General features: G+C 74.4%; 14 protein-coding genes. 8 read left to right on the top strand and 6 right to left on the bottom strand.

What is annotated here, in order from left to right; all coding sequences use genetic code 11:
• Nucleotides 1–120 precede the first annotated feature (120 nt).
• Both wecB and BBK14_RS25600 read left to right on the top strand, forming a co-directional pair.
• The gene (gene wecB, locus BBK14_RS25605; protein WP_071065820.1) at nt 121–1,383 is read left to right on the top strand and encodes a non-hydrolyzing UDP-N-acetylglucosamine 2-epimerase; all 1,263 of its coding nucleotides are present in this window, start codon (nt 121–123) and stop codon (nt 1,381–1,383) included.
• Entirely contained in the window at nt 1,380–3,251 is a 1,872-nt protein-coding gene (locus BBK14_RS25600; protein ID WP_241831850.1) for a DUF2334 domain-containing protein, read from the top strand. Before wecB ends, BBK14_RS25600 begins: the two co-directional genes overlap by 4 nt.
• Before the next feature lie 140 nt (nt 3,252–3,391).
• Here the strand turns inward: BBK14_RS25600 and BBK14_RS25595 are convergent, their stop codons facing one another.
• Both BBK14_RS25595 and BBK14_RS25590 read right to left on the bottom strand, forming a co-directional pair.
• Nucleotides 3,392–4,036 carry an RlpA-like double-psi beta-barrel domain-containing protein gene (locus tag BBK14_RS25595; RefSeq protein ID WP_071065818.1) on the bottom strand — a complete coding sequence of 215 codons (645 nt, stop codon included), beginning with the start codon at nt 4,034–4,036 and terminating at the stop codon, nt 3,392–3,394.
• 141 nt (nt 4,037–4,177) lie between these two features.
• Nucleotides 4,178–5,632 carry a sensor domain-containing phosphodiesterase gene (locus BBK14_RS25590; RefSeq protein WP_241831849.1) on the bottom strand — a complete coding sequence of 485 codons (1,455 nt, stop codon included), beginning with the start codon at nt 5,630–5,632 and terminating at the stop codon, nt 4,178–4,180.
• Between the two features lie 133 nt (nt 5,633–5,765).
• On the opposite strand from BBK14_RS25590, the gene BBK14_RS25585 reads away from it, so the two are divergent.
• A complete protein-coding gene (locus BBK14_RS25585; protein ID WP_071065817.1) occupies nt 5,766–9,632 on the top strand; it encodes an ABC transporter ATP-binding protein in 3,867 nt (1,288 codons plus the stop codon).
• Nucleotides 9,633–9,767: 135 nt separating this feature from the next.
• Here the strand turns inward: BBK14_RS25585 and BBK14_RS25580 are convergent, their stop codons facing one another.
• Entirely contained in the window at nt 9,768–10,832 is a 1,065-nt protein-coding gene (locus BBK14_RS25580) for a CE1 family esterase (protein WP_071065803.1), read from the bottom strand.
• A 96-nt stretch (nt 10,833–10,928) separates the two neighbouring features.
• The gene (gene rlmB, locus BBK14_RS25575; protein WP_071065802.1) at nt 10,929–12,089 is read right to left on the bottom strand and encodes a 23S rRNA (guanosine(2251)-2'-O)-methyltransferase RlmB; all 1,161 of its coding nucleotides are present in this window, start codon (nt 12,087–12,089) and stop codon (nt 10,929–10,931) included.
• A 491-nt stretch (nt 12,090–12,580) separates the two neighbouring features.
• Between rlmB and BBK14_RS25570 the strand changes: the two genes are divergently transcribed.
• The 5 genes from BBK14_RS25570 (at nt 12,581) to BBK14_RS25550 (ending at nt 20,219) form a co-directional block, all read left to right on the top strand.
• Nucleotides 12,581–14,266, top strand: a complete 1,686-nt coding sequence (locus BBK14_RS25570; protein ID WP_071065801.1) for an ATP-binding protein — start codon at nt 12,581–12,583, stop codon at nt 14,264–14,266.
• On the top strand, nt 14,263–15,561 hold the full coding sequence (locus tag BBK14_RS25565; RefSeq protein WP_071065816.1) for a protein kinase domain-containing protein: 1,299 nt from the start codon (nt 14,263–14,265) through the stop codon (nt 15,559–15,561). Before BBK14_RS25570 ends, BBK14_RS25565 begins: the two co-directional genes overlap by 4 nt.
• A 123-nt stretch (nt 15,562–15,684) precedes the next feature.
• Nucleotides 15,685–17,220, top strand: coding sequence for a PP2C family protein-serine/threonine phosphatase (locus BBK14_RS25560; protein ID WP_071065800.1), 1,536 nt, complete (start codon nt 15,685–15,687; stop codon nt 17,218–17,220).
• Nucleotides 17,221–17,326: 106 nt separating this feature from the next.
• Nucleotides 17,327–18,613, top strand: coding sequence for a vWA domain-containing protein (locus BBK14_RS25555; RefSeq protein ID WP_071065799.1), 1,287 nt, complete (start codon nt 17,327–17,329; stop codon nt 18,611–18,613).
• A gap of 4 nt (nt 18,614–18,617) precedes the next feature.
• Nucleotides 18,618–20,219: an FHA domain-containing protein gene (locus BBK14_RS25550; protein WP_071065798.1), complete on the top strand. Its 1,602-nt coding sequence runs from the start codon at nt 18,618–18,620 to the stop codon at nt 20,217–20,219.
• A gap of 146 nt (nt 20,220–20,365) precedes the next feature.
• Here the strand turns inward: BBK14_RS25550 and BBK14_RS25545 are convergent, their stop codons facing one another.
• Together BBK14_RS25545 and BBK14_RS25540 are read right to left on the bottom strand one after the other, a co-directional pair.
• Entirely contained in the window at nt 20,366–21,949 is a 1,584-nt protein-coding gene (locus BBK14_RS25545; RefSeq protein WP_071065797.1) for a cysteine--tRNA ligase, read from the bottom strand.
• A 69-nt stretch (nt 21,950–22,018) separates the two neighbouring features.
• Nucleotides 22,019–22,411 carry a PPOX class F420-dependent oxidoreductase gene (locus tag BBK14_RS25540; RefSeq protein ID WP_012157807.1) on the bottom strand — a complete coding sequence of 131 codons (393 nt, stop codon included), beginning with the start codon at nt 22,409–22,411 and terminating at the stop codon, nt 22,019–22,021.
• Nucleotides 22,412–22,545: the final 134 nt, after the last annotated feature.

The raw sequence follows: 22,545 nt of genomic DNA, 5'->3' as shown, positions 1-22,545 counted from the left end.
CAGCCGCCGTTCCGGCTGGCGCCGACCGGCCGCCGTTCGGAGCGGCGGCCCCCGAGCACCCGCCTCTCGGCGCGGTGGAGTTCAGCCGTTCACAAACGATCAAGAATGGGAGGATTCGACATGACCGACAGCTCTGACGGTCGCACGGTGCTGCTCGTGTACGGCACCAGACCCGAGGCGATCAAGATGGCTCCGGTGGTCCATGAACTTGGACGGACCGGCCCGCTGCGGCCGGTCGTGGCCGTCACCGGCCAGCACCGGTCCATGCTCGACCAGGTCAACGACCTCTTCGGCATAGTTCCCGACTACGACCTCGGGATCCTCCGGGACCGGCAGTCGCTGGCCGGGGTGACCACCCGCTCGCTCGGCGGCCTGGAGTCGGTGATGGCCGAGGTGCGCCCGGACGTCGTGGTCGTCCAGGGCGACACGACGACGGCGTTCACCGGTGCCCTCGCCGCGTTCTACCAGGGCCTGCCCGTCGTCCACATGGAAGCCGGGCTGCGTACCGAGGACCCGGCCTCGCCGTTCCCGGAGGAGATCAACCGCCGGCTCACCTCGCAGCTCGCCGACCTGCACCTAACGCCCACGCCGTCGGCCCGGGCGAACCTGCTGGCGGAGGGCATCCGGCCGGAGTCCGTGCTGGTCACCGGCAACACCGTCATCGACGCGCTGCTGCACGTCACGGCGGCACCGCCCCCGCCGGACCGGCTGCTCGCCGAGGTCCGCCAGCGCTCGGGCGACGGCCGGCGGCAGGTGCTGCTCGTCACCGCGCACCGGCGCGAGTCGTGGGGGGAGCCGCTCGCGCGGGTCGGCGCGGCGCTCGCCCGGCTGGCCGAGCAGCGGCCCGAGCTGCTGATCGTGCTGCCCGTGCACCGCAACCCGGTGGTGCGGGAGACGGTCCTGCCGCCGGTGGAGGGGTTCCCCAACATCCTCGTCGCCGATCCCGTCGACTACGCCGCCTTCGCGCACCTGATGAAGGCTGCGACGGTCGTCCTGACGGACAGCGGCGGTATCCAGGAGGAGGCGCCCAGCCTGGGCAAGCCGGTCCTGGTGCTGCGGGACAACACCGAGCGGCCCGAGGGGGTGCAGGCCGGCACCGCCTGCCTGGTCGGCACCGAGTCGAACCGGATCGTCGCGGCCGTCGACCGGCTCCTCGACGATCCCGTCGCCTACGCGGCGATGGCGGAGGCGATCAACCCCTACGGCGACGGGCAGGCGGCGCGCCGCACCGTCGCCGCGATCGCGCACCGCTTCAGCGACGCGCCCGCCCCGGACTCCTTCGTCCCGCGCCCGCGCACGATCACCATTCCCGTCCAGCCGGCCGCCCCGGGGCAGGAGCTGACCGGCTCCGCCGCCGGCCGACGAGAGGAGTCCGGAACATGACCCCGCCGCTYAGGTGGCTCCCGCGCCGGCGCACGAGCCGTCCCGACGGCACCGGTCGGGGTGTCCGCCGGGGCATCAGACGCGGTGGCCGCGCGGCGACGACCGCCGGGCTGCTCGCGGTCGTGCTCGGTGCCGGCGCCGGTGCCGGTGCCGCGGCACCCGTGGCCGCGGCACCGGACGTGCCCAAACACCCGCCGCGGCACGCCCGCGCGGCCACCCCGCAGGTGCTGCCCGCCGAGGGGCGCTTCGCCTCACCGCCGGCTCCACCGGCGCCGCCGCGCACCCCGCCGCCGCGGCGGGCCGCGCGGCCCGTCCCGGGCACGAACCAGCGCCCGCCCGCGGCACCGGACGGCGCCACCGGGCCCGGGGCCGCGCCGGCGCCGTCCGGCCAGGCGACCGGGACGGGCACCCTGATCCTGTACGACACCACCGGCGCGTGGGGGTGGCTGGGCGAGCAGTACGCCATGCAGGCGGCCAACCTGGCCTCCCGGTTCGGCACCTGGCAGGCCCGTCCGGTCAGCTCGTACACCGCGGGCCAGATGTCCGCGTACGCCGCGGTGGTGTACGTCGGGTCGACCTACGACGAGCAGGTCCCGACGGCGTTCCTCACCGACGTGCTGGCGGGCAGCCGGCCCGTGGTGTGGATGTACAACAACATCTGGCAGCTCACGTCGCAGGCGCCGACCTTCCCGACGACGTACGGGTGGAACTGGTCCGGCTTCGACACGTCGGCGATCGGGACCGTCAGCTACAAAGGGACCGACCTGACCCGGTACGCGGCGAACGCCGCCGGGATCATGAACTACGCCTCCGTGGACACCACCAGGGCCACGGTGCTCGCCGAGGCGGTGCGCGGTGACGGCACCCGCTTCCCCTGGGCGCTGCGGTCCGGGAACCTGACCTACATCGGCGAGATCCCGTTCGCCTACGCCGACATGACCGACCGCTACCTCGCGGTGGCTGACATGCTCTTCGACGTCCTCGCGCCGCAGACCGCCGCCCGGCACCGCGGGCTCGTCCGCGTCGAAGACGTCGGGCCGGACGCCGACCCCGCGGAGCTGCACGCGATCGCCGACTACCTGTCCTCCGCGCAGGTACCGTTCTCGGTCGCCGTCTACCCGCGGTATGTGGACGCGAACGGCACGTACAACAACGGCGTACCGCAGGACTACACCCTCGCGTCCAGACCGGCGGTGGTCAGCGCGCTGAAGTACATGACCCAGCGCGGCGGCACACTGATCATGCACGGCTGGACACACCAGTTCTCGAACGTCGCCAACCCGTACTCGGGCGCGAGCGCGGACGACTTCGAGTTCTTCCGGGCGCATGTCGACGCCCAGGACTACGTGGTCTACGACGGACCCGTGCCCGGCGACAGCCAGACGTGGGCGACCGACCGGATGAACGGCTCGGCCGCCGCGTTCACCGCCGCCGGGCTGCCGGTGCCGACGACCTTCGAGTTCCCGCACTACGCCGCGTCCGCCCCCGACTACGCCGCGGCCCGGGCGAAGTTCCCGCGCCGCTACGACCGCGGGCTCTACTTCCGCAACCAGCTCGCCGGCGGCGCGGTGGACCACACGAAGTACGGCGGCCAGTTCTTCCCGTACCCGGTGACGGACGTCCACGGGTCCTTCGTCATTCCGGAGAACATCGGGAACATCGAGCCCGAGCCGTTCAACAACCACCCGGCGCGGCTGCCCGCGGAGCTGATCGACGCGGCCCGGCGCAATCTGGTCGTCCGGGACGGTTTCGCCAGCATGTTCTACCACCCGTATCTGGGCGTTGACTACCTGCGCCAGACCGTGGAGGGCGTGCGCGCCCTCGGATACACCTTCGTCGCGGCCGGCTCCGTCGTCGCGGGCGGGTAGATCTGACGGGYGCGGGAGTCCACCTGGGCTCCCGCGCCCGTCGCTTTCACGGATCTGTTTCCGGCTTTCCCCGGACCCGCGTTTTCGCCCTGTGGTGCGCCTGTTCCCGTGGATTTCGTTCGCACGGTTCTCCGGGAGTGCTACCGCGAGGCCCGGCCGGTGATGGCGACGCGTGCGCCGAGGCCGGTCAGGTAAAGCGGGCTGCGGTCGGTGAATCCGGCGACGTCCTCCTCGCCGATGTAGAGATCGAGGTGGCGCTGCCCGCCAAGCCCCGGCGTGAACTCGTCCCGGACCTCCCACGTCCCGCGCCGCAGCGCCGCGCACGCGTTCGGGTCGATCTCGGAGCCGTCCTCCTCGTGCCCGCAGTCCTCGACCACGAAGGTCGTGCCGGCCGGCAGGGTGGAGGAGTCGGCCGCGGCGCTGCGGAACGGGACCAGCGCCCGCCCGGCGGTGTCGACCGGGACATCGTCGATCCAGAAGCCGGAATCGTACGACCAGTTCAGCACCGAGCCCCGCCGCGGGCCGCTGGTGACCCGCCCCGTTCCCTCCTCCCGCACCACCTGGACGAATCCGGCCGGGAACGTCCCGAGGAAATCGTTACCAAAGACGCAGTCGAGCTGGGGGCAGCCCCGCACCGTCAGAGGTGGGCCGTCATGGAAACGCTCCACGGCCGTGTAGTAGACGGTGATCTCCCAGTCGCCTTCGGGCCCGCTCGGGGGCTGGCCACCCGCCGACGGCGCACAGGCGCCCATTCCGATCAGCAGGGTTCCGGCAATTCCGGACATGGCGGAAACCGCCGCACGCCGATTCAGCCACCGGACCTTGTTCACGATGCCCACGACACGACACTGTCCCGGTTTCCCCAACGGCGGGCAACGATCTCTATCGAAAAAAGCTCCGGGCCACCGCGGAAGACCACACTGTATTTACGCCGGGGCCGGATTCAGGACGCGCACGCGGACACCAGCGGCCCGTGACTCGCCGGGACGTACCGGGACGCACCGGCCGTGCGCGGGCAGCGGCAACGGCCCCGGCGGGCCCAGGAACTCGCCCTGCCCCTGGTCCACACCGGCGGCGGTCAGCACGCGCAGCTCGTCCGCCCTCTGGATGCCCTCCGCCACGAGACACGCCCCGATCTGCCGGGAGAAGTGCACGAGCGCCTCGACGAGCGCGCGCCGCGCCGCGTCGGCACCGACGTCCGTCGTCAGCCAGCGGTTCATCTTCACGACGTCCGGCAGGATCTGCACCAGCCGGCGCAGGCTCGCGTAGGCGACGCCGACGTTGTCCACCGCGATCCGCACCCCCATGTCCCGCAGCTCGTAGAGGCGGGCGAGCGTGCCGGGCAGGTCGTGGATGCCGTCCCGTTCGGTGATCTCGACGATCAGCTGGTCGGCCGCCGTGACGGCGAGCAGCTCCCCGAGGCGTCCGGACGCGATGGTCGCCGGGGACGCGTTCACCGCGAGCGACAGCCCGCGCGGGAACCTGGGCAGCTCCGCGACCGCGGCCCGGATCGCCGCCAGCTCCAGATCGATTCCCATCCCGACCGACGCGGCGTGCGCGAACCAGCGGTCCGGCGGAAGATCACCGAAGTACGGGCCGGCGGCGCTGCGGTCGTCGGCCTCCTCACCGGCCGCCCCGCCAGCCTGGTCACCGGTCTCCTCACCGAGGTCCCCGGCCGGCTCCCCCGGCGGCGCGGGGAAGGTGGGGAAGCGGGCCAGCGCCTCGGCGCCCACGAGGCCGTGCGTCGGCAGGTCGAACACCGGCTGGAAGACCATCACCGGCCCGCCGCGGGCGATGACCTGCGCGATCACGCTCCGGATGTGGTCGTCGTCCGCCCCGCCGCGGTGCAGGGCGGACACCGCGTCCGCCACGACGTCGGCGAGCAGGCCCAGGAAGCGGGCCTCGCGGTCGCCCAGGCCCGGGTCCGGCTCGGTGCTCAGCGCGCACAGCATGCCGTAGAACTCGCCGCTGTCGAGGTACACAGGCGCGCCCACGTACGAGCCGATGCCCAGCTCGCGGGTGACGGCCAGGGCGGCGGTGCGCTGATCCGCCCGGGCGTCGGGAATGACGGCGGGCAGCCGCCCGTCCAGCACCCGGGCACAGTAGGTCGCCTCCTGCTCGACATGCCTGCCGACCAGGCGCTCGACCAGCTCACCCTCCCCGGAGATCAGGTCGATGACCTGTTCGTCCCCGGTGAACCGCGACAGCCAGGCGACGTCCGTCCCGAGGTGGCGGCGGGCCAGGTCCAACACCCGGGCCACCTCGTCGGTGCGCTCGCGCACCCGCCCGCCGACGCGACGGTCCCGGCCACGCCGGCCGTCACGGCCGGCACGGCCGGCGGGTGGGTCCTGCGACCCAGCCCTGCTAGCGAAAACACTCACCAGTCCACCTCCACGGGTGTGTCCCAGGCGTCCAGCCCGGCCCGTGTGGACGTCCGCGGCGGTAGGCTTTCGCGCCATCGCCGGACTTCCGTCACCCCGTACCGTTTCCCGCGGCCCGGTGTCCCGCGGCCCGGTGTCCCGCGGCGCGGTCGCGGGCGGGAAGGCCGGCTGGCTCCGCCGGCTGACGCGTCAGTGCTGGCGGCACCGCGCGGCGCTGATCACCACCTGGGTCTGTGCGGTGACCGGGATGACCATCAACGCGCTCACCCCGCTGCTACCCAGGGTGATCATCGATGATGTGATCATCGCGCGGTCCCGGCCGATGCTGCCCTGGGCCGGGCTGATGCTGCTGGCCGGGATCGCCGCCTACCTCCTCCTCATGGTGCGCCGGCGCTGCGGAGCCCGCATGACGCAGGAGGTCACGCACGACCTGCGGACGGCGATGTTCACCTCGCTCACCCGCCTGGACGGCGCCGGCCAGGACTCCCTGGAGATCGGCCAGGTGATCGGCCGCAACACCTCGGATCTGACCCGGGTCCAGAACCTGCTCACCCGCACCCCCACGGCGCTCGGCGGCCTTGTGGCGCTGGCCGTCTCGCTCGGGGCGATGGTGGTCCTCTCCCCGCGGCTCACCGCCGTCGCGCTGGTGACCCTGCCGGTGCTCGGCGCGCTCTCCCTGACCAGTCGCGTGACGCTGTTCCCCGCCTCCTGGTACGCGCAGCAGCAGGAGGCGGCGGTCGCCGGGGTGGTGGCGGCGACGGTGTTCGGCGTGCGGGTCGTCAAGGGCTTCGGGCAGGAGGAACGCGAGCTGAACCGGCTGGAGGCGGTGGCCGCCAGGCTGTTCGCCCACCAGCTGCGCGTGGTGCGCATCGACAGCCGCTTCGCGCCGTCGATCCGGGCCGTGCCGTCGCTGGGGCAGATCGCGATGCTCGCCTTCGGCGGCGCGCTCGCCGTGCACGGCCAGCTCTCGCTCGGCACCTTCATCGCGTTCGCCACCTACCTGACCAGGATCAACCAGCCGATCCGCAACCTGGTCGCGCTGGTGACCCTGGCCCAGCAGGCGCGGGCCAGCGCCGAGCGGATCTTCGAGGTCATCGACACCGGCCCCACCGTCGTCCAGCGCCCGGACGCGGCCGACCTCGACGTCGCCGAGAACAGCGACGTCACCGAAGACCCCGCGGACGGGCCGGCGAAGGTGCGGCCTGCCCAGGCGCGGCCGGTGCCGGGTGCCGCGGCCGTCGAGTTCGACGACGTCTCGTTCGGTTACCAGGACGGCCGGCCGGTCCTGGACGGCTTCCGGCTGGCGGTGGCGCCCGGCGAGACGGTCGCGCTCGTCGGCCGCTCCGGTTCCGGCAAGTCCACCGTCGCGGCGCTGCTCAGCCGCTTCTACGACCCGTCCGCGGGCGTTGTGCGGGTGTACGGGCACGACGTGCGCGATCTGACGCTGACGAGCCTGCGCGGGCTGATCGGCGTCGTCGGCGACGACGGCCTGCTGTTCTCGACCAGCCTGTGGGAGAATATCGCCTACGGGTGCCGGGACGCCCCGACCGCGACGGTGCTCGCGGCGGCGCGCGCGTCGCGGGTCGACGAGTTCGCCACCGACCTGCCCGAGGGCTACCGGACCAGGGTCGGCGAACGCGGCCTGACGCTCTCCGGGGGCCAGCGCCAGCGCGTCGCGATCGCCCGGGCGATCGTCGCCGACACTCCCGTCCTCGTGCTGGACGACGCGACGTCCGCGATCGACGCGGAGGTCGAGGCGGAGATCCACCGGGAGCTGCGGACGGTCACCTCGACCCGGACGACACTGCTGATCGCCCACCGCCGGGCGACGCTGCGCCTGGCCGACCGGATCGGGGTCGTCGAGCAGGGCCGGATCCTCGACATCGGCACCCACGACGAGCTGATCGCGCGCTGCGCCGCCTACCGCGACCTGATCACCCCGGACGACCCGGCCGACCAGGACGATCCGGGTGACCAGGGCGATCCGGGTGACCAGGGCGATCCGGGTGACCAGGGCGATCCGGGTGACCAGGGCGATCCGGGTGACTTCGCGGCCCCGCGGCCCCGCGAGCCCACGGAAGCGACCACACCCACCGAGACCCCGGTGCCGGACATCCAGGCCGCCGCCGTTCCCGAACTGGAAGGACTGCCGGCGGCGCTGCGGCGCCGGGTGCTGGCGCTGCCGCCCGCCCTGGACACCCCGGACCTGGACCAGGAGGTCGTCCGCGCCCGCGACCCCCGCTTCGGGCTCGCCGCCATCGGCCGGCTGCTGTGGGCCTCGCTCACCATCGCCTGGCTGCTGCTCGTCATCGACAGCCTCACCACGCTGGCGCTGCCCATCCTGATCCGGCACGGCATCGACGAGGGCGTGACGGCCCGCTCGCTGCCGGTGGTACTCGGCACCGCCGGGGTCGGCGTCGCCGTCATCGCCGTCTCGTGGAGCGCGCACACCGCCCAGATCCGGGTGGTCGGCCGTCTCGGCGCACGGGTCGGCTACCTGCTGCGGGTGAAGCTGTTCGCGCACCTGCAACGCCTCGGCCTCGACTTCTACGAACGCGAGGCCAGTGGACGGGTGATGACCCGCCTCACCTCGGACGTCGACCAGATCGCCGACTTCATGCGGAGCGACGCCGCGTCATCCGCCGTCTCCGTTCTGACGGCGCTGGGCATCGCGATCGCCCTGGTCGTCATCGACCCCGGCCTCGCACTGGCCGTGTTCGCGCTGGTCCCGCCACTCGTCATCGGCACGGTGTTCTTCCGCGGACGGGCSGCGCGGGCGCACGCCGACGCCCGCGAGAGCCTGGCCGAGCTCACCGCCGAGCTACAGGAGAACGTCACCGCGATGCGGGTCGTCCAGGCGTTCCGCCGCGAGCCCGACACCCTCGACCGTTACCGCGACCGCAGCGCCACCTACCGCGACCAGCGGTTACGCGCCGTCCGGTACCTCGCCTACTACTTCCCCTACATCCAGTTGCTGTCGACGGCGGCGAGCGTGGCGGTGCTGCTCGTCGGCTCCGGGCGGGTACACGCCGGGACGCTGACCATCGGCGCGCTCGCCGCCTACCTGCTCTACATCGAGCTGTTCTTCGCGCCGATCCAGGATCTCGCCGAGGTGTTCGACGAGTACCAGGCGGTCATGGTGGCGCTGGGGCACGCCCGGGAGCTGATGGCCGTCCAACCCGTGCCGGCGGACACCCCGCACGCGCGGCCGGTCGAGCGGCTGCGCGGCGAGATCAGCCTCACCGGCGCCGGCTTCACCTACCCGGGCTCCGCCACGGCCGCGCTGCGGGAGGTGAACGTCACCATCCCCGCCGGCCAGACGGTGGCGCTGGTGGGCCGGACGGGCTCGGGCAAGTCGACCCTCACCAAGATCATCGCTCGCTACTACGACCTCACCGAGGGCACGCTGCGCGTCGACGGCGTCGACGTCCGCGGGTACGCGTTGGCCGACTACCGGCGGCGGCTGGGCCCGGTGCCCCAGGAGGCCCACCTGTTCGCGGGCACGGTCCGCGACGCGATCGCCTATGGACGTCCCGACGCACCGGACGAGCAGGTCAGAGCGGCCGCGCGCACCGCGGGGGCCGAGGAGATGATCGCCGGGCTGCCCGGCGGCTACGGCTACCGGGTGCGCGACCAGGGCCGCAACCTCTCCGCCGGCCAGCGCCAGCTCCTCGCCCTCGCCCGCGCCCACCTCGTCGGGCCGGACATTCTCCTGCTCGACGAGGCCACAGCGGCCCTCGACCTCGCCTCCGAGGCCGCGGTCGCCCGCGCCGCGGCCGAGGTCGGGCGCTCGCGCACCACGGTGGTGGTCGCGCACCGGCTGACCACCGCCGCGCGCGCCGACCGCGTGCTGGTGCTGGACGGCGGCCGTCTCGTCGAGGACGGCACGCACGGCGCGCTGATGGCGGCCGGCGGCCACTACGCCCGCCTGTGGGCGGCCTACGCGCACGAGCACCGCCTGGAACTCCCGGCGGACGCCGGTCCCGCCGCGGCCCAGTGACCGCCGCTCCTGCGCACACCGCCCGCTCGATGACGTCGCCACCGCAGAGCACGGTCGATCATGGTGTCCCGCGGAACCGGAACGCCGGTGCCAACCGGCGCCGGGCCGTGACGCCGAGCTACTTCCGACGCAGGACTACGAGGGCTGAGCGGGAGGGCTGTGGGAGGTGAGGAACTCCCAGATGACCCGGGTCGCGTCGGGGGCGTCCGGAGCGTCGTCGGCGCGTGGGCGGATCTTCGTTCCACCCGGCCAGGCGTGCCCGCCCCCGCCGACGCTGTAGAGGACGACGTCGGCGCCCTGGGCGCATCCTGAGTAGGTCGTGCGGATCACGGTGCCGTCCGGGACGGCCGACGGCTCCGGCACCCAGGGCCCTCCGGGCCCGACGGTTCCGCCCGGGACGGGGCCGCCGGGCCCGTCGACCCCCTCGGCCTCGGGCGTTGCTCCGCACGCGTTGTGCTCGGCCCAGAACTGGATGGCGTAGGCGACGGACTGGTCCACCCGGTCGTTCTCGGTGCCGACCCCGCGCCCCGTGGACCGCCCGCCCGCGTAGGGGACGTTGTCATCGGCGGTGCCGTGGATGGCCAGTACAGCCACGGGCCGCGTGGGCTGGCAGCCGTCCACGTTCATGGCCCCGGCCACCGGGGCGATGATCGCGACCCGCGCCGAGAGCTCGCAGCCGATCCGGTAGCTCATCATGGCTCCGTTGGAGAGCCCGGTGACACCGACCCGATCCAGGTCGACGGGATACCGCTCGGCGAGGTCGTCGAGCAGCGCGCCGATGAAGGCCACGTCGTCGATGTCGTTGTCACGGGCGAATCCACAGCAGTTGCCGGCGTTCCAGGTGAGCAGGCGACCACCCGCGCGGGCCGTTCCGTCGGGGTAGACGGCGAGGAAGCCGGCCTCGTCGGCGAGCTCGCTGAACCCGGTCTGCCGCTCGGTGAGCTCCCCGTTGCCTCCGCCCCCGTGCAGGACGATCATCACCGGCAGGTCGACGCCCCCCGCCGCCGGGACGTGCGCACGGTAGGAGCGCTCACGCCCGTCCACGGTCAGGGAGCGCACGACGGTGCCGGCCGCCGCGGCCCCCGCCGCCGACGGGGCCGCCGGGCTGCCCGGGATCACCGGCCCGCCGCGCTGGCAGCCGCCGGCCAGCAGCACGGCAACGAGGCCGAACCCGACAACCGCGAACGATCTGACGCGCATGTCACCTCCCGGACCCCAACCGGCCGGCACGGCCGCCGGCCGCCGACTGGGCGGACGATAGCCGGCCGAGATCTGAGGGAGGTGTGAATCCGCGGGTCAGACGGCGGCGGCCACCCGGCGGCGGCGGGCGATCTCGGAGAGGGCGATGCCGGTCGCGACCCCGGCGTTCAGGGACTCGACCTGGCCCGCCATCGGGATGCGCACCCGCAGGTCGCAGCACTCGCCGACAAGCCGGGACAGGCCCTTGCCCTCCGAGCCGATCACCAGCACCAGCGGGTCGGTGGCCACCTGCAGCTCGTCCAGGGAGACCTCGCCGTCCGCCGCGAGGCCCACGACGAACAGGCCCGACTCGGCGAACGAGCGCAGGGTTCGGGTGAGGTTCACCGCGCGCGCGACCGGCAGCCGCGCGGCGGCACCCGCGGACGTCTTCCACGCGGCGGCCGTCACCCCGGCGGCGCGCCGCTCCGGCACGACGACGCCGCTCGCGCCGAACGCCGCCGCCGAGCGGACGACCGCGCCGAGATTGCGCGGATCGGTGACCCCGTCGAGGGCGACGACCAGCCCGGGCGCCGCGGCCCGCGCGGCGGCGAGCACGTCGTCGGGGTGGGCGTACTCGAACGGCGGGACGGACAGCGCGAGGCCCTGGTGGGGCGCGGTGCCGCACAGGCGGTCGAGCTCGAACCGGCCGATGTCGACCACGGCCAGCCCGGCCCGGCCGGCGAGGCGCCGGGCGTCGGCGATCCGCTCGTCGAAGTCCAGGCCGCCGGCGATGTACAGGGTGGTGGCGGGCACGCCGGCCCGCAGGGCCTCGACGACCGCGTTGCGCCCGACCACGAGCTCGTCGGTCTCGACCCGCCGCGAGCCGTACGCCCCGGGCGCCCCAGCCCCGCCGTGACCGCCATGCGCCCCGTTACCGCCGTGACCGCTGTGACCACCTGAGCGCCCGGCACCGGCGGCGCCGGCCGATCCGCCGGTGCCCCGCTCGGCCCGGGGGCGGTCGCGCTCGTCGGCCGCCTGGCCGCCCGGGCGCTTCGCGGCCGCCCGCGTGCCGGCGGCGCTCACGGCCGCGCGCCGCTGCGCCGGATGGCCTGGACGCATCTCGGCCGGCGGCGTCGCGCCCTTGCCCTGCAGCGCCTTGCGGCGCTGGCCGCCGCTGCCGACCGCCGCGCCCTTGCGGTGGGAGCCGGCCTTCGCGGCCCGGCCTCCCTGACCGCCGCGGGCGATTCCTCGGCCGCCTCGACCCTGGCCACCGGCCATAACAGTCCACCTCGTCACTAGCCCGTCGGGTCGTGAACCCGCCCGGCGAGCCCACGATCGTCCGACCGGGTCAGCTGGCCGTCGGCGGCCACGCCGCGACGCCGGTCGTCCATCAACGGTATCCGTAATGGGCACATCACACGGCGGGCGCCGCCGCCAGGCGAAGACGGCAGGCGAAGACGGCAGGGCACCGGCCGACGAGCAGACGAGAAGTCCGGCCACGGAGCAGGCGACCGAACGGGCCACAGCGACGACCACAGACCGCACCAGTTCAGCGAGACGGTCCGCGAGCCGGCTGCAGGCTACCTATCCTCGGTAGCAGGGACGTCCCCCGGCCGCGGGGCCCCGTCCACACTCGGGGCCGGCCGCTCCGGCGGTGCCGTCGGGCGGGCCACACCGCCCGACGGAGGTGGCCGCGCGCATGGACAGGAGGCGCATGTACAGCGGGCGGATGAACAGCGTCTCCCGGCCCGGTCGCGGGCGGTGAGCCGGTGCCCTCTCCCGGCACAGACGATCTCGACGCCGCCCTGCGGGCGCTCGAGGAGACCGTCGCGGCCCAGGCGGGCGTCCTACTCGACCTGGAGAACAGCCCCGAACGTGCGCTGCTCGACCCGGCGCCGCTGAGTGGCGTCACCCGGGCCGAGGCACTCGCCGTGATCGCCGTCCTGGCGGACGTCTGGCGGGCCTACGCGGCCCTGCGCGACGTCACCGAAGCCGCGCGGAGCCTGCGCGGCCGGCGCTCCCGGGTGGACGCGAGGACCCTGACGGAGCTCACCGCGCTGCTGTACGGCCCCTCGGTGCCGGACATCCTCCCGCAGACGAAGATCCTTCCGGCGCCGGAGATCGGCCCGGTGGCACAGATCCGCCGGGTGGCACAAATCCGTCCGGTGGCGCAGATCCGCCCGATCGCGGAGATCGGCCCGGTGCCGGCGCGCCACCGGCCGGAGCGTGCGGGACAGGTCCACCCGGAACAGGCGCGTCCGGAGCAGGCGCGTTCCGGGCAGGTGCGCCCGGCCGAGCTGGCACGCCGGGTGGACGCGGCCGTCGCCGCGGTGCGGGGGCGGATGCGGCTGATCCTCGGCGTACGCAACGCGCTGCTGGCCGAGATCGCCGCCGGCAGCCGGGCCGTCGCCGAGACGAGCGTGCTCGCGGCCCGGCTCGGTCTCGCGCCCGGTGACGCCGGGCTGGTCGCGGCCCGTCGACTGCTGGCGGAGCTCTCCGCCGCGGCGCGCTCCGATCCCCTCGGGATCCCTCCGGGGCTGCGCGCCCGTACCGAGGCCGCGGTCGCCGCGGCCACGCGCTCGACTGGTGATCTCGCCCGACGCCATGACGGTCTCGACGCCGACCTGGCCGCGGCGGGCGCGCTGCTCGCCGAGATCACCCGACTGGACGACACCGCCCGCCGCGACGCCGGGCTCGCTACCGGCCGCATCCGCGGGCTGGGGCCGCTGTACCGCCTGGCGGACAACTGGCGGGACGACCAGCAGCATGGCCTGGCGCCCTGGCTCATCCGGCTGCGCGCGCAGGCGGCCGCGGGCCGTTGGAAGGAGTCGAGCCGGGGGCTGGCCCGCTGGCTGGAGGTGGCCGAGGCGACCCACCTCGCCGCCCAGCGGATCGCCGGCGCGAACGGCGCCGCGCTGCGCCGGCGGGAGGAGCTGCGCGGCCTGCTCGGCGCCTGGGAGGCCAAGGCGGCCCGGCTGGGCCTCACCGCGGATCCGAGACTGCTCCCGCTCGCCCGCGCCGCCCGCCGCGAGCTGTACTCGGCGCCGACCGATGTCGAGCGCGCCGCCGGCCTCGTCAACGACTTCGGCGCCGCCCTCGCCGCCCGGGACGGCTCGCCCGCGCGACCGGCACCGCCACGGCGACCCGTGCAGCGGGACCGATCCGGTACGCGCACCCACCCGATCCCGCCCCCGCAGACCGCTCCGCACCCGCGACCGGCACCGGCACCGGCCGCCTCGACCACGCGGCCCATCCAGGCCACGCCCTCCGCTCCGCCCGCGCCTCCTGGTCAGTCCCCGTCCCCCGTTCAGTCCGCGCCCTCCGCACGGCCCAGGCATCCCACCCAGCCCACGTGGCCGGCACGGCGCACCCGGGCCAGGCGGCCCGCGGGGAGCGCCGGGGGCGGGAAGCCGGCCGGGATCGGGAGCTCCACCCGTCCCGAGGCGGTGACGTGACCCGCGGGCATTCGGTTCGCGGGCGCGACCGGGGCACACCGCGTGAGCCGGCCGCACGCTGCCCCGTCTGCGCCGGGCCGATCGGCCGCGGGCGGCTCGGGCTGCCCGCCCGGGACCGCGGCTTCTGCCCGCGCTGCCGGACCCCCTACTCCTTCGCGCCCCCGCTGCGCGCCGGGGACGTCGCCGGCGGCTACGAGATCGTCGAGTGCCTGGCCGAAGGCGGCCCCGGGCCCGCCGGTTGGGTCTTCTCAGCGGTCGACCTGCGCGGCGTGGCGGGCGCCGCCGAGACCACCGGCACGGGCGACCCGGCAGGCCCAGGTGGCCCAGGCTCCGGCGGTGGCGTCCCGGGGCGGCTGGTGGTGCTCAAGAGCGTGCGCCGCGGTGGGATGCGCCCGCCCGCGCGGCTGGGCCTGCGCCCGGGCCGCCGGCTGCCGCCCGACCCGCCGCTGCGGCATCCGGCGATCGTCGAGACGCTGGGCGAGGTCCGCCACGACGGCGTCGTCTACGCGGTGATGGAGCTGGTGAGCGGCCCGTCCCTGGCGGATCTGCTCCGGTCCCGGCGGGCGGCGCGCGGCGGGGCGCCGGCGCCGCTACCCGTTCCGGAGGCGGTCGCCGGGGTGCGTCGGCTGCTGTCCGCGCTGGAGTACGTCCACGACCGCGGGTACGTCTTCTGCGACCTGGCACCGGGAAACGTGGTGTGGGACGGCGACCGGGTGACGCTTATCGATCTTCAGGCGATCCGTGAACCCGGGCGGCGCGGCGGCACCTTCCATGTGACGGCCGGTTTCGACGCCCCCGAGCTGACGGTGAGCCCCCCGTCGGTGGGTTCCGACCTCTACGCTCTCGGCAGGCTGTTGGCAACCGCGGTACTCGACTTCCCGAACAGAGCGTCAACCTACCGATACACCCTTCCCGCCCAGGAGGTCGATCAGGTGCTGGCTCGGCACGAACCGCTGCGCCGGTTCCTCCTTCGTGCCACCGCCGCCGATCCGGCGGACCGGTTCGCCAGAGCCGCCGACATGGCCCGCGAGCTCGCCGGAATCGCGGTGGACGGCGCCGCCGCGCCGGCCGTGGAAGCCGCCGCGGAGGCGAGAAACAGAGCGCCCACTGGGGAAAAGGTGGGAGAGGTGGCAGAGGTTACGGAGAGCGCCCGTGGCAAGGGCGTACTGGAGACAGAGCTCCGGCCGATCCCGGGAGCACGGGCGAGCGCTGGCACCGAAGGGGGCACCGAGATCACGGGCGTCGACGCATCTGGCGGATCATGCCACTATTCATTTCGGCGTACTTGGATTTGAGCAGGTCGACGTGATATATCCGGTCCCCACAGGACGGGCAGGAGGCACTCACCACATGGCTCCGCGCACACCGCCCAGACTCGCTGTCCCCGGCGGGCCGGTCCAGCGGCCGGTGGCCTGACTGTGGACCTCAACCCCCGGCACGGGCAGGGCTACCCCGGGCACGGCTATCCCCCCGAACGCCCGGACTCGCCGCACCCGAATGCCGGCTACGCCGAGAGCTCCACCCACCCCGGCGGATACCCAGGTGACGATCTTCCGACCGAGAGCTACCGGGCGGAGGACTTCCGAGCCGATGATCAGCCTACCGAGAGCTACACGCCGGACCAGTTCTCCGGGTCCGCCTACCCGGAGAACGGCTACGCCGACAACGGCTATGCGGAGAACGCCTACCCGGACGGCGCCTATCCCGGCGCCGGCTACCCGGCGGGCACGGGTGGCTACCGGGACGGCGACTATCACCATGAGTACCCCGAATCCGCGTACTCCGAACCCGGCTACCAGGGTGAGACGTACCCGGACGGCACCTATTCGGGCAGCGGATTCAACGAGGACGGATACGCGGAGGACACCGATCCGGCCACGATGCTCCTGGGCCAGCGCGCCGCCCCGGGCGAGGCGGACGACGACGCGCACGACGAGGTGATGCGCTGCCCGGTGTGCGCGGCGCCCAACTACCAGGACGCCCGGTACTGCGAGGCCTGCGGTTTCGCCCTGACCGGCGTCCCGGTGGCCGGCGGCGACGAGGACCACCGCGAGATCGACCTCGGCCCGCTCGCCGGCGTGTGTGACCGCGGCGTGCGGCACACCACCAACGAGGACTCGATGGGCGTGGCGATCGTCCACGGCACGCTGATCGCAGTGGTCTGCGACGGGGTCTCGACGACCCCGGGCTCCGGGGAGGCGTCCGCCGCCGCGGCGGCGACCGCGACGGCCATCCTCGCCGACGCGGTACGCGCCCACGGGCCCGGCGAGGCCGTCCCGTACGACGAGCGGCCGGCGAGCCGGGCGAACGACGTCCTCGACGTTCTGGAGGAGTACTCCGAGTACGACGAGCCGCGCACCGCTCCGCGGCGGATCTCCGGTGGTTTCGGCCCGGACGAGGCCGACATCGCCCTGCAGCGGGCCGTGGAGGCCGCCCAGGCCACGATCGCCCAGCTCAGCGCGGCGGAGGGCCGGATGGCGCCGTCCTGCACCTTCGCGGCGGCGATCATCACGCCGCCGTCGGTGGACGGCCCCGGCATGGTGACCGTCGGCTGGGTCGGCGACAGCCGCGTCTACCTGCTCGGCCCGCGCTGGTGCGAGCGGCTCACCGCGGACGACACCTGGGCGGCCGAGGCGGCCCGGGCCGGGCTCATCCCGGCGTCGGAGGCGGAGACCCACCGGCGCGCGCACACACTGACGCGCTGGCTCGGCGGCGACGCCGAGGACGTCACCCCGCACACCGCCGCCTTCCCGATCGAGACCCCGGCCACCGTCCTCGTCTGCAGTGACGGCCTGTGGAACTACTCCTCGCGCCCGGACGTCCTCGCCGCGCTGGTGAACCAGCTCGAGCCGAGCGCGTCCGCGCTGGACGTCTCCCGCCACCTCATCGACTTCGCCATCGACCAGGGCGGGCACGACAACATCACCGTGGTCGCGGCGAGGGTGACGAGCTGACGATGCCGCCGCGCCCGCGGGCCGCCCGCCGTGTCCGCGGGCGGGGCCGCTCCAGATCCGGCTCCGGCTCCCGGCGGCGCTGCCGCGCCCGGGCCGCGGCGGGCGGATGAGCGCGTTCACGGCGAAGGTGTACCAGAACGAGTTCCTGCCGGTCGGCGGGACCCAGGTACACGCGGTGATCACGGTGACCTCGACGGGCGCCCCGGCCGCCCCCCCGATCGCGGGCCGGCCGACCGGGCGCCCGGAGCAGGCCATGGTCATCCTGCTCGACTGCTCCGGCTCGATGGCGAACCCGCCCGCGAAGGTCACCCAGGCCCGCCGCGCCGTCCGGGCGGCGCTCGACAGCCTGCCCGACGGGGCGTGGTTCGCGGTGGTGCGCGGCACCGGCTCCGCCGCGATGGCGTACCCGCGCTCACCCGAGCTGGTTCCGGCGTCCGCGGCGACGCGGGCGGCGGCCTGCCACGCGGTGGACGCGCTCGAGCCGCACGGCGGCACCGCCATGGGCCGCTGGCTGCGGCTGGCGAACGACCTGCTGGCGACCCGGCCCGACGCCATCGGCCACGCGCTGCTGCTCACCGACGGGCAGAACGGCGAGATGGAATCCGAGCTGCTCGGCGCCGTCGACGCCTGCCAGGGCCGGTTCCAGTGCGACTGTCGAGGGGTGGGCACCGACTGGCGGGTGGAGGAGCTGCGGGCGATCGCCACCGGCCTGCTGGGGACGGTGGACGCCGTCCCCGAGCCCGCCGGCCTCGCGGCCGAGTTCGAGCGGATCGTGGCCACCGCCCTCGACCGGGCCACCGACCGGGTCTCGCTGCGGCTGTGGACGCCCACCGGTGCCTCGCTGGACTTCCTGCGCGAGGTCACCCCGGACCTGCGGGACCTCACCGGCTCCGGCCGGGCCGTCGACGACCACTGCACGGACTACCAGACCGGGGCCTGGGGGATCGAGTCCCGGGATTACCACCTGTGTGTCCGCCTACCGGCCCGCGAGGTCGGCACCGAGGTCCTGGCGGCCCGCGTAAGCCTCGTCGTCGACCACCAGCCGACGTCATCCGCGCTGGTACGCGCACTGTGGACGGATGACACGGCACTGGCCACCCGGGTCAACACGGAGGTTGCGCATTACACCGGTCAGGCCGAGCTGGCCAGGGTCCTGGCGGACGGGCTGGAGGCCCGTCAACAGGGAGACGACGTCACTGCCACACTGAGGCTTGGACGGGGAGTACAGATCGCGCTCGCGTCGGGCAACGAAGCAACCTACCGCCTCCTACAGAAGGTGGTTCACATCGACGATCCCACAACGGGTACGGTTCGTCTGAAGAAAAACGTCGAGAAGATGGACGAGATGGTCCTCGACTCGAGGTCAACCAGGACTGTCCGGGTGAACAGGTGATCAGGTGAGCGCACGCTGCCCGGAGGGGCACCTGTCGCACGATCCCGACTACTGCGATCAGTGCGGGCTGCGGATCGTGGGTGGTCAGGAGCGATACGGCTACCGTCAGGACGACGCCGCGCGCGGCGGCGCGTACAGCGCGGGCGCGCCGACGGGGCGTCCGGCGGACCCGTACGGGCGTCGGACGCCGGAACGGGACCCCTCGGTGCCCCCGGGGCCTTCGGGCCCCGCCGGAGCACCGGGAGGCTATGACCCGCTCGGCATCCGGCGCGCCCCGGCCGACGCGCCAGGCGTGGCGGATCCGCCGCGTGGCGCCGGCCGCGGCGGCGACCCCTACGGGGGCTACGGCCGCGAGGGATACGCCGAGGAGCCGCGCTCCGGACGGTCGTACCCGGCGGCGGACCCGTACAACCGTGACGGGTACGGGCGCCCCGCCGACGAGCGGGCCCGGCCCGACGAGCGGGCCCGGCCCGACGAGCGGGCCCGGCCCGACGGCCGCGGCGAACGGCCGCGGGATGGGCTCGACCCCTACGGCCGTGAGCGCGACGATCGCGGCCCCGGCTTCGGCGGCCGCGACGACCGCACCCCGCCCGGGTACGGGCGGGACGACCGCGGCGGTGCCGGCGGCTTCGGCGGCGGGCGTGGCGAGCCGGATCCCGCCGGCTACCCTCGCGCCCGCGACGACCGCGGCGGGTACGGCGCGCCCGACGGGCGGGGCGGCTACGGCCCCGGCGAGCCGGGCCGGCCGGCGCCCGAGGCCGACGACCGGCGCGGCTACCGTGACGACGGCTACGGCCCGAACGGCGGCGGCTACGGTGCGGACCCGCTCGGCGTGTCGGCCGCCGGCGCGACCCCGGTACCGGCCCCGGCCGGCACCCGCGACCGCTACGCCCCCGCCCCCTGCCCGAACTGCCGCTCGCTGAACGAGCCGTCCGCGCGGTTCTGCGAGACCTGCGGGCTCGACTTCAGCACCGGCCAGCTGCCCTCTCCGGCGGGCGCGGTGCCCGTCGACGACGCGGGCGTGACCTCCCGGCAGACCGGGTCACGGCGCGGCGCCGAGGCCCGCCACTCCACCGACCCGCGGATGGCCGACCCGCGCCGCGCCGACCCGAGGCTCGACGATCCCCGGCTCGGCGACCCGCGCGCGGCCGATCCCCGGATGGGCGGCGACCCGCGAACCGGCTCCCGTGGCCGCGAGTGGGACGAGGCCGGTCCCGGTGGCACGTGGGAGGCCGTCATCGAGGCGGAACGCGAGTACTACGACAGCGGTGACGACCACCGCGTGCCGTTCCCCGCGTTCTACCCGCGCCGCGTCTTCGTCCTGACCGAGTCGCAGATGCTGATCGGCCGGCGCAGCGAGTCGCGCGGCATCCACCCCGAGATCGACCTCTCGGGAGCACCGGAGGACCCGGGCATCTCCCGGGCGCACGCGACCCTGGAGCGGATGCCCGACGGCACGTACGCCGTGCGTGACCCCGGCTCGACGAACGGAACCCGCCTCAACGACGAGCCGGACCCGATCGAGCCCGGCCGTCCGATCCCCCTGCGCGACGGCGACCGCGTCTACGTGGGTGCCTGGACGAGGATCACCGTCCGCGCGCAGTAAGCCCCACCTGGCGGGGCCGCCCGGCTTGGACACCGGGCGGCCCCGCCAGCAGCACATGGACTGGCTCAGGCGACTCGCCTCGACGACGGGCCACGCGGATGGCCGGCCGGCCCGGATCTCGCCCAGGCGGGCCGGCGGCCCGTCGCCTACGTGAGGTGCCAGCGCTGCCCTTCGGGCGTGTCCTCGATGACCACACCGGCCGCCGCGAGCCGGGAGCGGATGGAGTCGGCCTCGCTGTAGTCCCGCCGGGCCCTGGCCGCCGAGCGCAGGTCCAGCAGGACGTCCATGACGCCGTCGAGTGCGGGGCGCAGCTCGGCGCCCGCCGTCGGCCACTGCTCGACCGGGTCGAGCCCGAGGACGGTCAGCATCCGGCGGGCGACGTCCACCCAGCCGGCCAGCTCGCGGCTGTGGGTCTTCGACAGCACCTGGTTGCCCCGGCCGACCACGCCGAACAGGGCGGCCAGCGCGCGGCCGACACCGAGGTCGTCGTCCAGCGCCGCGGCGAACTCGACCCAGGCCCCGTCCGCGTCCGCAGCCTCGGTGCCCGCCACGCGATCGGCCTCGGCGGCAAGCGCCGCGGCCTCCGCCGGCCCGCCCAGGATGTCCAGGGCGTTGCGGACGAACGTCTCGATCCGGTCGTGCGCCGCCGCGGACTCGTCCAGGGTCTGCTCGCTGTACTCCAGCGAGGAGCGGTAGTGCGCGGAGAGCAGGTGGTAGCGCAGCACCTGGGGGCGTACCGCGGCCAGCGCGTCGGTCACGAAGAACGAGTTCCCCAGCGACTTCGACATCTTGGTGCCGCCGGTGGTGAGCAGGCCCACGTGCATCCAGTAGCGCGCCATCTCGCCCGCCACGCCGGCACCGGCCACTCCCGCACCGGCACCCCTACCAGCCACGCCCGCACCCGCCGCGCGGGCGCCAGCCGGCACGGCGCCGCCGGAAACGGCACCTCGGGACGCCGCGCTCGCGCTCGCGGTCGCGGCTTCCGCGACCGCGAGCTCCGCCGCACACACGGACTGCGCCCGCTCGTTCTCGTGATGCGGGAACACCAGGTCGAGCCCGCCGCCGTGGATGTCGAACAGATCGCCGAGGTACTTGCCCGCCATCGCGGAGCACTCGAGGTGCCAGCCCGGCCGGCCGGGGCCCCAGGGAGAGGACCAGGACGGCTCACCGGGCTTCACGGCCTTCCACAGGGCGAAGTCCCTGGGGTCGGCCTTGCCCGGCTCGGACTCCGGGGACGGGTGCATCGCGGCGGGCCGCTGGTGGGAGAGCGCGCCGTAATCAGCGAACGCGCCGACGCGAAACCACACCGAGCCCGCGCCGGGATAGGCGAACCCACGCTCGACCAGGACGGCGATCATCTCGAGCATCTCGGGGATGTGCCCGGTGGCTCGCGGGGAGATCGTCGGGGGCAGGATCCCGACGGCCCGGTAGGCATCCTCGAACGCCCGGGTCTGCCGGGTGGCGAGCTCCCACACGCTCGTCCCCGCCCGCTCGGCGTTGACGATGATCTTGTCGTCGATGTCGGTGACGTTCTGGACGAACGTCACCGACAGGCCGCTCTGCGTCAGCCAGCGCCGCAGCAGGTCGAACGCGAGGGCGGTACGGATGTGGCCCACATGCGGCGGAGACTGGACGGTGGGCCCACACACGTACACGCCCACATGACCGGGGCGCTGCGGCACAAACGGCCGCACGCGCCGGGTGCGCGTGTCATAGAGGTGAAGACCCATCTGTCAAGGGTACGGCCCCGCCGCGGCGGCGGCGCCAAAGGGAGGTCCCCCGGGTCGGTCGCGGCGGGCTCAGCCGGTGGTGAGAACGCGCTCCGCGACCACCCGGATCACCAGCCGGACCTCATCCGGACCGTCCCACTGGTATGGGGACCCGGTGTACTTGGTGGCGAGCTGATCGATGAGCTCCTTGCCGCCCTCCTCGGAGAGCGTGGCCAGCCCGCGGACCTCCACGTAGCTGTACGGGTCCCGCTGATCGAGGAACATCAGCCCGACCCGCTGGTCACGCGCGATGTCACGCTCCTTCGCGCGCCCGCGCACGGTCGACAGGAGCAGCTCATCGCCGTCCCGGGCGATCCACAGCACGGTCAGGCGAGGCGAGCCGTCGGGACGGATCGTCGCCAGCGTCACGTATGTCGGAGCATCCGCGAGCGCCCTGACCGACTCGGGAAGCCGCGCCGCCATCACACTCCTCCGGGAGTCACTCACCGGGCACACCCTCTCACTCCACCCGGGATCCAACCTACGCCGATGCCAGTCAGGCATATCCCTTTGGCCACGACTTGGCCCACGACCATTTCGGACGACCGCGGGCCACT

It is taken from the genome of Parafrankia soli, from assembly GCF_001854695.1.
Lineage (GTDB): Bacteria > Actinomycetota > Actinomycetes > Frankiales > Frankiaceae > Parafrankia > Parafrankia soli.
Note: the sequence above shows the minus strand (reverse complement) of the source record. Positions and strands in the feature narration are given on the sequence as shown.

Bases quoted from the DNA above. Each gene is read 5' to 3' on its own strand.
- wecB (WP_071065820.1), top strand. From the start codon at position 121: ATGACCGACAGCTCTGACGGTCGCACGGTGCTGCTCGTGTACGGCACC.
- BBK14_RS25595 (WP_071065818.1), bottom strand. From the start codon at position 4,036: ATGTCCGGAATTGCCGGAACCCTGCTGATCGGAATGGGCGCCTGTGCG.
- BBK14_RS25580 (WP_071065803.1), bottom strand. From the start codon at position 10,832: ATGCGCGTCAGATCGTTCGCGGTTGTCGGGTTCGGCCTCGTTGCCGTG.
- rlmB (WP_071065802.1), bottom strand. From the start codon at position 12,089: ATGGCCGGTGGCCAGGGTCGAGGCGGCCGAGGAATCGCCCGCGGCGGT.
- BBK14_RS25555 (WP_071065799.1), top strand. From the start codon at position 17,327: ATGAGCGCGTTCACGGCGAAGGTGTACCAGAACGAGTTCCTGCCGGTC.
- BBK14_RS25545 (WP_071065797.1), bottom strand. From the start codon at position 21,949: ATGGGTCTTCACCTCTATGACACGCGCACCCGGCGCGTGCGGCCGTTT.
- BBK14_RS25540 (WP_012157807.1), bottom strand. From the start codon at position 22,411: ATGGCGGCGCGGCTTCCCGAGTCGGTCAGGGCGCTCGCGGATGCTCCG.